Below are 10,780 nucleotides of genomic sequence, written 5' to 3' on the forward strand. Positions count from 1 at the left end.
CCCCCCCCCCCCCCCCCCCCCCCCCCCCCCCCCCCCCCCCCCCCCCCCCCCCCCCCCCCCCCCCCCCCCCCCCCCCCCCCCGGGTCGGCGCCGAAGGCGTCGATCCTCAGTAGGCGCGCCCGCGCGCCGAAACGGGCCAGACCACCTCGACCACGCCGTTCCTGACGCCCACGTACCAGTCATGGACATTCGCCGTCGGGTCGCAATGGCCGGGCACCAGCCGCAGCTTGTCGCCAACCTTCAGCACGCCTTGCGGATCGGCGATGACACCATGCTCATCCGAACACTTGACGTATTCCACGTCGTCGCGCCCGAAGATGACGGGCAGGCCGGAATCCACCGACTGCGCCTTCAGCCCCGCGTCGCAGATGGCCATGTCCGCCTTCGCATGGCTCATCACCTGGGTCAGGAGGAACATGGCGTTCTCCCACTCGCCCTGGTCGATCCGGTTGCCGTCCTTGTCAAGGATGCGGCCGTAATCGGCGTCCATGAAGGCGTAGGAGCCGCATTGCAGCTCGTTGTAGACGCCCGAGGCTGACTCGAAATAGTAGCTGCCGGTACCGCCGCCCGAGACCAGTTCGCAGGCGATCCCCTCGGCCTTCAGCGCCGCGACCGCCTCGGCCACCATGGCGATGGCGGCGTCGAGCTTGGCCTTGCGGTCCTCGTAACGGTCCATGTGCTGCATCGCGCCCTGGTAGGCCTGGATGCCGGTGAAGCGCAGACCCTCGGCCGCCTCGATCGCCTGGGCCAGCGCCACCACCTTGCCCGCGCCGATCACGCCGCAGCGCCCTGCGCCGACGTCCATCTCGACCAGGCACTCGATCCGGGTGCCGTGCCGGACCGCCGCCGCCGACAGCTCGCCCACGTTCTCCGGGTCGTCGATACAGACGATGATGCGCGCGCCGAGCTTGGGCAGCCGCGCCAGCCGATCGATCTTGGCCGCATCGCGCACCTGGTTCGAGACCAGCACATCCTTGATGCCGCCGCGCGCGAAGACCTCGGCCTCGCTCACCTTCTGGCAGCAGACACCGACCGCGCCGCCAAGCCGTTCCTGCAGCTTGGCCACATCGACCGACTTGTGCATCTTGCCATGCACCCGGTGGCGCATGCCGTGGGCCTTGGCATAGTCGCCCATCTTCTTGATGTTGCGCTCCAGCGCGTCGAGATCGAGCACCAGCGCCGGGGTCTGGATATCGGCCTCGTCCATGCCGGGCTTGGCGGGAATGTCGAAGCCGACCTCGTAGGCATCGAGCGTGGTCAGGTCTTTCATGTCAGGTCTCCTTCTCGGCCCTCAGGTCCAGGGCAGCTTGTCCAGGTCGACGTTGCCGCCGGTCAGGATAACGCCCACGCGCTTGCCGGCGAAAGCGTTACGGTTCTTCAGGATCGTGGCAAGGGGCACGGCGCTCGATGGTTCGGCCACCACGCGCAGATGTTTCCAGATGAGCTTCATCGCGTTCACGATCTCGTCCTCGCTGGCGGTGTAGATCTCGCTCACGTGGTTGCGCACGAAATGCCAGGTCAGGTCCTTCAGCGGCACCTTCAGCCCGTCGGCCACGGTTTCGGGCGCGTCATCGGCAATCAGGCGGCCCGCCCGGAAGCTGCGGCAGGCATCGTCGGCCTGTTCCGGTTCGGCGGCGATCACCTTGCAGGTGGGGGCCAGCGTGGCCAGCGTCAGGCAGGCGCCCGAGATCATGCCACCGCCGCCGATCGGGGCCACCACCGCATCGAGCCCGCCGGTCTGCTCCACCAGTTCCTTCGAGCAGGTCCCTTGCCCCGCGATCACCCGCGGGTCGTTGTAAGGGTGCACGAAATCGCCCCCCGTTGCAGCCTGCACCTCGGCAAATGTCGCCTCGCGGCTGGTCGTCGACGGTTCACATTCGGTGATCACACCGCCATAGCGGCGCACGGTATCCTTCTTGGCCTGCGGCGCGGTGCGCGGCATGACCACGTGGCAGGGAATGCCCCTCAGCATCGCGGCGTAGCTCAGACAGCTGGCGTGGTTGCCCGAACTATGTGTCGCAACCCCTTTAGAAGCCTGCGCCTCGCTCAGCCCGAACACCGCGTTCGCCGCGCCGCGCAGCTTGAAGGCGCCGGGTTCCTGGAACATCTCGCACTTGAAGAAGAGATCCGCGCCCGTCAGCCGGTTGAGGTAGTCCGACACGCGCACAGGCGTTCGCCGGATATGCGGGGCAATCCGATCCGCCGCCGCCAGCATGTCGGCATAGCTCGGGATGGTGAGTGCGGGGGCAGGGGGGTGAATGGTCATCTCGGTCCTCATGCAGCTTGGCGGCCGGGGCCGGGGGCCTCGGCGGAACGGGCGGTGGCGCGGTAATAGCCCTGCGCGGCAGCGGTGCCCGATCCGGGCGTGACGGCAAGGCCCAGGTCGGCCATCACCATTTCCGCCGTGGCAATGCCCGCCAGCGCCATGACATCCGTCATCAGGCCCAGGTGACCGATGCGGAAGACCTTGCCCGCGACCTGCCCAAGCCCGGTCCCGAAGGCGGTGGCGTATTTCTCTGCCGCGAGGGCCACGATGCGGTTTGCATCGACCCCCTCCGGCATGCGGATCGCGGTCACCGTGTCCGAGGCGATTTCCGGGGTCTCGGCGCAGGTCTGAAGGCCCCAGGCCGCCACCGCCCGGCGCACGCCCTCGGCAATGCGGAAATGGCGGGCGAAGACCGCCTCCAGCCCCTCGGCCTCCAGAAGCGTGATGGACCGGTGCAGGCCCCGGATGAGCCCCACGGGGGGCGTGTATGGAAAGCCGCCGGTCCGGTTCGCCGCCAGCATGTCGCGGAAGTCAAAGAAGCCGCGCGGGCAGCGGGCGTCCTCCATCGCTGCCAGCGCCTTTTGGCTGATCCCCACGATGGCAAGGCCCGCAGGCAGCATGAAGCCCTTCTGCGACCCGGTGATTGCCAGGTCGACGCCCCAGTCCTCCATGCGGAAATCCATCGAGGCGATGGAACTGACCCCGTCGACCATCAACAGCGCCGGGTGCCCGCAGGCATCGAGTGCACGACGCATGGCGGCAACATCGGAGCGGACCCCGGTCGCGGTCTCGTTATGGGTGACCAGAACCGCCTTGATCGCCTGCCCGGCATCTTCCGACAGGATGCGCATAAAATCCTCGACCGGCGCGCCTGCGCCCCAACGGCCCTCCACCGCCTGCACGTCGAGCCCGTGCCGCTGGCACAGGTCGATCCAGCGATGAGAGAACATGCCGTGGCGCGCCGCGAGCACCCGGTCGCCGGGAGAAAGCGTGTTGGTGATCGCGGCTTCCCACGCGCCGGTGCCGGTCGCGGGGAAGATCAACGCCTCGCCGGTCGAGGTTTTCAGCACCCGCTTCACCCCGTCGAGGACAGGCAGGAACATGTCCACGAAATCGGCCGAGCGATGGTCGATCGAGGGGTAATCGACCGCACGGCGCAGCACGTCCGGGATATTGGTCGGGCCGGGGATGAAAACGGGATTCTGATGGTGCATGGCAACCTCCACTTGCTTGGGTCAGGCTAGCGGGGCGGGGCGCGGAGCAAAATTTTTTTAAAAAAGTTTTTCAAAATCAGTTTGACTGGATTTGACAAATCAATGCAGTGGGTTAGAGTTTTTCACGCAGTGAAATCATTTTTTAGAAAGTAAGGGCGCATGGCGAATCCCGATCAGACTCCGACAGAATCCCGGCGTGCGCGGGGCCGTCCGCGCGACTGGCACGACAAGACCGAACAGAATACGATCAAGTCGCTCGATCGCGCGATGGAGGTGTTCGAGCACCTCTCGCGCACCGACGGGCAGTCGCTCTCGGCCATTGCCGAGGCGCTGTCGCAATCGCCCGCCACGGTCTACCGGGTTCTGGTCACGCTCAGCCTGCGGGGGTTGGTGGAATTCGACAGCGCCGCGCAGGTCTGGAACATCGGGGCCCAGGCCTTCCTGATCGGGTCGGCCTACCTGCGGCGCACGAACCTCGTGGACCGCGCGCGGCCCGTTCTGCGGCGGCTGATGGAAGAGACGGGCGAGACCGCCAATCTCGGGATCCGGAAGGGCGGCGAGGTCATATTCGTCGGGCAGGTCGAAACCCATGCCAATATCCGCGCATTCTTCCCGCCCGGCTCTACCTCGCCGCTCCATGCCTCGGGGATCGGCAAGGCGCTCCTGGCCGAGATGGAGGAGGGCGCGTTGCAGGGCTTTCTTGACGCGGCCCCGCTGGACCCGTTCACCGAGCGCACCCTGACCACGCGCGAAGGGCTGTTGCGGGACCTCGCGCGCACGCGCCTGCGGGGCTTCGCCATTGATGACGAAGAACGAAACCTGGGCATGCGCTGCATCGCGGCCCCGGTCTTCAATGCCTATGGCGAGGCGGTCGGTGGGCTGTCCATTTCGGGGCCGACCAGCCGCGTGAGCGAAGCCGCGACCGAGCGTCTTGGCGATGCCGTGACACGGGCCGCCGATGCGGTTTCGCGCGCCATGGGGTATGATCCGGCGCGCCCGCTGGCCCCGCGCATGGGCTAGTCAGAGAAGTGCGACAGGCGCGGCACCACCGGGCATTCCATGCGGTCCTGCACCGGCTCTGCCCCCGATGACAGAAGCCGCGCCGCACACCATTGACCCATCTCGCGATGCGGCAGCAGCACGGTGGACAGCGCCGGGGACAGGTGCTGCGCGATTTCCTGGTCGTCATAGCCCATGACGGCAACCGTGCGCCCGATCTTCTCGCCCAGTTCCTTCAGCGCCTCGTAACAACCCACGGCCATCAGGTCGTTGGCGCAGAAAATGGCATCGGGTCGTGTCGGCCCCTGCATCAGCTTCAGCGTCGCCTCGCGGCCGCCCGAGGGCAGGAAGTTGCCCTCGACGATCAGCGAAGGATCGACGGGCAGGCCGGACTGGCGCAGCGCGCGTTCATAGCCCTCCATCCGCTGATCAGAGGCCTCCATCCACGGTTCGCCCGAGATGAAAGCAATCTTGCGGTGCCCGGCCTCCAGCAGGAAGCGGGTGGCCATTTCCCCCCCGCGCCGTTCCGCGGGCACCACCGAGGAATAGCGCGAATCGGGGTCATAGCAGTTGAGCAGCACCGACCGGTGCTTGGCCAGCGCATCGGGCGGCGTCACCTTGCGCGTCAGGATCGAGCCATAGATCACGCCCTCGACCCGGTCGGCGGCCCACTTGCGCAGGATCGCCGCCTCGTAGCCCTTGTCGCCGCCGGTCATCACCACCTCGACCAGGACATCCTGTTTCCACGCCTCTTCCTGCACGCCTTCGATCGAGATCGAGGCGAAGGGGCTGGTGGCCACCTCGTCGAACATCAGCCCGATCACGCGTTGCCCGGTTGTGGCGGGCGGGCGCCCGGCCGAGCGGGGGCGATAGCCAAGCTCGGCCACCGCATCGAGCACGCGCGCGCGCGTTTCGGCGCTGATACGCATGTCTTCCATGCCGTTCAGCACGAAGGACACGGTGGATTGCGACACGCCCGCGCGCAGCGCCACATCCTTCATCGTCACGCGGGCCGGGGGGGAATCCTTGTCATCTGTCATGGCCTCACCATAGCGGGTTGCGTTTTGCTAATAAATATTGCTAATAATTTTAGCACGGGGAGAATCGCGGTTTTCCCGACGCTTGGGAGGGCGTTGCCGTGACGAGTGACCAGAGACACCGCAAGCATCTGAGCCAGGCGCAGGCCGCCTGGATCTTGCTTGCGCCGTTCCTGGTCGTGTACGGCGCGTTTCTGGTCTATCCGTTCTTTCGGGGGATCTGGATCAGTCTGCACGACTGGAACCTCCTGGCCGTGGCGTTCAATCCAGACGCGCGCGAGTTCGTGGGGCTCCACAATTACGAGCGCATCCTGTGGGGGCGGAACATCGAATGGGCCGCCTTCTCCTGCCCGACATTGCAAGTGCTAGGTGTAGTTGGTGTCGGGCTCAGCGTCTTCCTTCGCCGGACGGAGCGGGTCAGCCGTGCGACCGCTATTGCCCTCGGGCTGGCGGCGTTGCTGCTCTTTGTCCTACCCGGTTTCCATCCCGGCGAAGGAGGGCGCTGGTATGATCGCAGGTTCTGGCCCACGGTCGGCAATACCATCCTCTTCGTGGGCTGGACCGTTCCCGGCGTGACGCTGAGCGCGCTGGTGCTTGCGGCCGCGCTGAACCGTGAAACGCGCGCCATGTCGGTTCTGCGCACGCTCTTTTTCCTCAGCCAGGTCCTGTCGGTAACGGTGGTCACGCTGATCTGGCAGATCATGTTTTCACAGCGCCAAGGGCTGATCGCAAACGTCACCGAGCTTTTCGGCGGCTCGCCCATCGTCTGGCTGACCGACGAAAGCTTTGCCATGGCGGCCATCGTCATCACCACGGTCTGGTGGTCGGTCGGGATCGCGATGATCCTGTTTCTGGCCGGGCTTCAGGACATCAGCCGCGACCTCTACGAGGCCGGGGCGCTGGACAATGCCACCGGCTTTCGCGCCTTCTGGTATATCACCCTGCCCAACCTCAAGCGCACGATCACGCTGGTCATCGTGTTGCAGATCATCCTGCATTTCCAGGTATTCGGGCAGTCGCACCTGATGACCAACGGGGGCCCCAACGACACAACTCAGGTGCTGGTGCGTTACGTCTACCAGACGGCCTTCCGAGACAGCGAGCTTGGGCGTGCTTCGGCGATGGCGGTCTTTCTCTTCGTGATCATGGGGTCCTTCTCGGTCCTGCAGTTCCTGGTCGGGCGGGAGGAGGACTGATGCTGAACCGTGGCTATTACTGGCTGGTGACGGCACTGGCGATCCCGGCTTTCCTGTGGCTCGTGCCGACGATCTGGATGGTGTCGCTGTCCTTTCAGCCCAATGACGTGCTGGCGCGCACCACATCGTCCACGGCTCTGGGGTTGGTGCCGGTGCCCTTCACGACCGACAACTATGCCGCGCTGTTCAGCTTCGGGCAGACGCCGTGGTGGTTCCTCAACTCGGTGATCGTGGCCGTGGGCATGACGCTTGGTGTTCTGGCGGTGTCGACCACGGCGGGCTACGCGCTGGCGCGGCTGGAATTCCGCTTCAAGACGCCCGTGATGATCCTGTGCCTTGTCGGGCTGATGGTGCCCGAACAGGCGGTATTCATACCGCTCTACACGATGTTCGCCGATCTGGGCTGGCACAACAGCTATCACGCGCTGATCCTGCCGCGCATGGCGGTGCCCATCGGCGTGTTCCTGATGATGCAGTTCTTCAAGGCGATCCCGAAGGACATCGAAGAGGCCGCGCGGCTCGATGGGGTGGGGTGGTTGCAGATCTTCCGCCACGTGATGCTGCCGCTGGCGCGGCCCGCCATGATGACGCTGGCGATCCTCACCTTCCTCTACGCGTGGAACGATTATCTCTGGCCGCTCGTATCGGCACAGCAGCGGGAGTATTTCACCATCACGCTTGGCCTGGCCAGCATCCAATCCAACTTTGCGCAATCGGAAGGGCTGGGCCGTGTCATGGCCTCGGGCGTCATCGCCTCGCTTCCGGTCGTGATCCTGTTCCTGATCTTCCAGCGCTACGTGGTGCAAGCCATGACCGTGGGCGGAAGCAAGGGATGACACCGGGGGGCAACCCCAAAACAAGAACCGGGAGGAGACCCATGAAATATATCGTACTCGGGGCGGCGCTGGCCACGGCGCTGACCACAGCAGCAAGTGCCCAGGAAGTCACGCTCGGCCGTTTCTTCGGGGCCTGCGAGGATGCCGGAACCGACACCAGCGCCAGCGTTGGCGAGGCTTGCATCATCCAGTCGATCATCAATGCCGCTTCGGCCGAGATCGAGGGCGTCACCGTCAACACGCTGCCCACCGACTGGGGCAACTACTATGACCAGATCATCGCCGCCTATGCCGGTGGCACGCCGCCCGACATCCACGTGCTGCACCGCCATCGCGTGCCGCAATTCGCGGGTCTGGGCGCGCTGGCCGACCTGTCGGACGATCTTGCCGCCGCGGGAATCGACGTCAATGACTGGGCGCCCGCCGCGCTCGATGCTGTCAGCTACAATGGCGGCATCTACGGCGTGCCGATGGATTTCCACGCCAACCTCTGGCACGTCAACATGGACCTGATGGCCGAAGCGGGGCTGGTCGATGACTCCGGCGCGCCGATCCTGCCCTCGTCGCCGGCGGAGTTGCTGGAACATGCCCGCATGGTGCAGGAAGCGACCGGACAGGATTACCTGGCAGCCGACTTCGCCCAGTTCCCGATCGGGGTGCGCCTGGTGCTGGCCCTGATGTGGCAGCAGGGTGCCAATATCTTCGATGGCGACACCGCGACCATCGACAACGAGGCAGCGCGCAACTCCATCACCGCGATGACCCAACTCTTCGACGCGGGCTACGCCAATCCGCAGCTGAACTACGCCGACAGCCAGCAAGCCTTCCTCAATGGTGAGGCGGCGATCCTGGTGAACGGCACCTGGGTGGTCGATTTCTACACCGCCGAGGCCGCCAATGCCGACGTGCCGCTGGCCAACTACTACGTGGCCGACTTCCCCACGCTCTTCGACGAGGGCGCGACCTGGGCCGACAGCCACATGTGGGCGATCCCGGCCTCTTTGCAGGCGGATGAGGCGGGCTACCAGGCCGCGTTGCGGGTTCTGGCCTTCATCAACGACCACAACATCGACTGGGCCCGCACCGGCCACATGGCCGTGCGTAGCTCGGTGCTGGAATCGGAGGCCTATGCCGGGTTGCCGCATCGCGCGGAATATGCCGGCACCGCCGCCATCGCGCGCGATACCCCGCCGTCCGAGAACTACGGTGCCATCCAGGACGTTCTGAACCGCGAGCTTCAGGCGATCTGGCTGACCGGCAAGCCCATCGACGAGGCCCTGGCTGATGCCCAGGCCGAGGTGCAGGACCTGCTGGACCGCTGAGTTTGAAACCCGGACCCGTCCCGATGCCTCGGGGCGGGTTCATCTTGTGACGGGGAACGAGTCATGACGCGGTGGAGCCGGAAGGACGCAAATAGCTGGTGGGCCGGAACGCCGTGGGTCTGCGGCTTCAACTTTCTGCCGTCGACGGCGGTGAACTTCCTGGAAATGTGGCATCCCGACAGCTTCGACCGCGCCACCATAGAGCGCGAGCTTGGATGGGCCGGATCGCTTGGCTTCAACGCCCTGCGCGTGAATCTTCATTCGCTGGTCTGGGACCATGACGCCGAGGGGCTGATGGAGCGTCTCGACTGGCTGATGGATGTGGCAGACCGGGCGGGCCTCTTGACCGTGCCCTGTTTCTTCGACGACTGCGGCTTCGGCGGGGCCGAACCCGTATATGGTCCGCAGCCGGACCCGGTGCCCGGCGTGCACAACAGCCGCGCCGTCGCGTGCCCCGGCAGGATGGCGCTTGGGGACCGGGCGCGCTGGCAAGGCTACGAGGCCTATGTGCGGGGCCTGACCCGCGCCTTTCGCGCCGACCGGCGTGTCCTGTTCTGGGATCTGTATAACGAGCCCGGAAACCGCATGATCTTTACCGGGCAGGGTGCCCGCGAGCACCAGCCCGATTTTTCCGCCGACAGCCTGGCGCTGATGCGGGCAAGCTTTGAATGGGCCCGCGCCGAAGCCCCCGAACAGCCGCTAAGCGTCGGGGCCTGGACGACGCCCTTGCCGGGGTCGACCGATGATCCCTATCAGACCGAGATCGACCAGGTGGCGCTGGATCTGTCGGATATCGTCACGTTCCACGCCTATTGGGATGCCGACCACGTGGACCGCTTCATTGACTACCTGTCCTCGCTCGGCCGCCCGATGCTGTGCACCGAATGGATGGCCCGCCCCATCGGAAGCCGCATCTGCAACCAGCTGGAATTGCTCAAGGCGCGCGATGTGGGCTGCTTTCAATGGGGACTGGTCCGGGGCCGGACCCAGACGAACCTGCCCTGGCCCGCCGATCTGGTCGAGGCGCATGGCGGGCGGGCCGACCGGTCGGTCTGGTTCCACGACATCCTGGAAGGGGACGGATCTGCCTATGACCCGGCCGAAACCAGACTGATCCGCAAACTGGCCAGCGCTTAGGTGCCGAAGGTCATGACGCACAGGCCGCTCACGATCAGCGTCAGGCCGATGATCTTGGGCAGGGTCAAAGGCTCGCCCAGGACGATCACCGCCATCCCCGTCACCACGACGAAGCTCATCGCCACGAAAGGGTAGGCGAGCGACAGGTCGATCCGGCGCAGCGCAAACAGCCACAGCACGGTGCCCATGGCGTAGCAGGTCAGCCCAAGGAGAACCCACGGAGAGGTCAGCATGGTGAGGGCGCGGGCCAGCACGCCGGTTCCTTCCGCGATCACGATCCGCGTGACACCGGTCTTGAAGCAGGTCTGCCCAAGGGCCGAGAACATGACCGAGCAGAAGATGAGGGTAAAGGCGACAGGGGTCATGTGCGCCCCTCCAGGCGAGCCTCCAATGCGCGGCGCGTGGCCTGCCTTTCTGCCGAAAGGGCCTGTCTGGTCTGGTTCTGCATCGCCTCGTGTCCCGGTTCGTTCGTTCTGCTATGCGGCTTTCCTTGCCCCGGAAAGGCAGGAAAACACCCCGCTTTGCGCATCGTGCGCGCACGGCCGCGCACGGGTTATCTTAAACCAAGTGGGTCTGGAGGGGGCGTTTTTTTGGTGGTTTTGGGGCGCGATACCCATTTGAAACGGAAACAGACTATTCCGGATATGGCCCGAAAAACCGTTGGGAGCATGGCTTTGGCCCGTGTAATCACACTGCCATGACGTTCGGACGAAGCGGGCGCCGAGACGGCCTGCACTTCACCAGAACCCGTGGCGGCTGGATGCCGGTCATGG

General features: G+C 65.5%; 10 protein-coding genes. 5 read left to right on the top strand and 5 right to left on the bottom strand.

Annotation, left to right across the window (positions count from 1 at the left end):
• Positions 1-106: 106 nt before the first annotated feature.
• The 3 genes from bhcC to bhcA are packed head-to-tail and all read right to left on the bottom strand — an operon-like array spanning position 107 to position 3,480.
• On the bottom strand, positions 107-1,270 hold the full coding sequence (gene bhcC / locus ACEQXV_RS14085) for a 3-hydroxy-D-aspartate aldolase BhcC (RefSeq protein WP_370269731.1): 1,164 nt from the start codon (positions 1,268-1,270) through the stop codon (positions 107-109).
• Between the two features lie 21 nt (positions 1,271-1,291).
• Complete coding sequence (bhcB, locus tag ACEQXV_RS14090; RefSeq protein WP_370269732.1) at positions 1,292-2,266, bottom strand: beta-hydroxyaspartate dehydratase BhcB; 975 nt, start codon at positions 2,264-2,266, stop codon at positions 1,292-1,294.
• A gap of 8 nt (positions 2,267-2,274) precedes the next feature.
• Positions 2,275-3,480, bottom strand: coding sequence for an L-aspartate--glyoxylate aminotransferase BhcA (gene bhcA / locus ACEQXV_RS14095; RefSeq protein ID WP_370269733.1), 1,206 nt, complete (start codon positions 3,478-3,480; stop codon positions 2,275-2,277).
• Between the two features lie 159 nt (positions 3,481-3,639).
• Here bhcA and bhcR point away from each other — a divergent pair, with 159 nt between their 5' ends.
• Positions 3,640-4,500: an HTH-type transcriptional regulator BhcR gene (gene bhcR, locus ACEQXV_RS14100; protein WP_370250864.1), complete on the top strand. Its 861-nt coding sequence runs from the start codon at positions 3,640-3,642 to the stop codon at positions 4,498-4,500.
• Here the strand turns inward: bhcR and ACEQXV_RS14105 are convergent.
• Complete coding sequence (locus tag ACEQXV_RS14105) at positions 4,497-5,519, bottom strand: LacI family DNA-binding transcriptional regulator (RefSeq protein WP_370250865.1); 1,023 nt, start codon at positions 5,517-5,519, stop codon at positions 4,497-4,499. The genes bhcR and ACEQXV_RS14105 overlap by 4 nt on opposite strands.
• A 98-nt stretch (positions 5,520-5,617) precedes the next feature.
• Here ACEQXV_RS14105 and ACEQXV_RS14110 point away from each other — a divergent pair, with 98 nt between their 5' ends.
• The 4 genes from ACEQXV_RS14110 to ACEQXV_RS14125 all read left to right on the top strand — a co-directional run bounded on the left by ACEQXV_RS14110 (position 5,618) and on the right by ACEQXV_RS14125 (position 10,007).
• Entirely contained in the window at positions 5,618-6,712 is a 1,095-nt protein-coding gene (locus ACEQXV_RS14110) for a carbohydrate ABC transporter permease (RefSeq protein WP_370250866.1), read from the top strand.
• Positions 6,712-7,548 carry a carbohydrate ABC transporter permease gene (locus tag ACEQXV_RS14115; RefSeq protein WP_370250867.1) on the top strand — a complete coding sequence of 279 codons (837 nt, stop codon included), beginning with the start codon at positions 6,712-6,714 and terminating at the stop codon, positions 7,546-7,548. The genes ACEQXV_RS14110 and ACEQXV_RS14115 overlap by 1 nt, the downstream gene beginning before the upstream one ends.
• A 41-nt stretch (positions 7,549-7,589) precedes the next feature.
• Entirely contained in the window at positions 7,590-8,870 is a 1,281-nt protein-coding gene (locus ACEQXV_RS14120) for an extracellular solute-binding protein (RefSeq protein ID WP_370250868.1), read from the top strand.
• Positions 8,871-8,933: 63 nt separating this feature from the next.
• Positions 8,934-10,007, top strand: a complete 1,074-nt coding sequence (locus tag ACEQXV_RS14125; protein WP_370269735.1) for a hypothetical protein — start codon at positions 8,934-8,936, stop codon at positions 10,005-10,007.
• Here the strand turns inward: ACEQXV_RS14125 and ACEQXV_RS14130 are convergent.
• Entirely contained in the window at positions 10,004-10,372 is a 369-nt protein-coding gene (locus ACEQXV_RS14130) for an EamA family transporter (protein ID WP_370250870.1), read from the bottom strand. The two genes, ACEQXV_RS14125 and ACEQXV_RS14130, sit on opposite strands and share 4 nt — an antisense overlap.
• Between the last annotated feature and the right edge of the window lie 408 nt (positions 10,373-10,780).

Source organism: Nioella sp. (assembly GCF_964229645.1).
GTDB lineage: Bacteria > Pseudomonadota > Alphaproteobacteria > Rhodobacterales > Rhodobacteraceae > Nioella.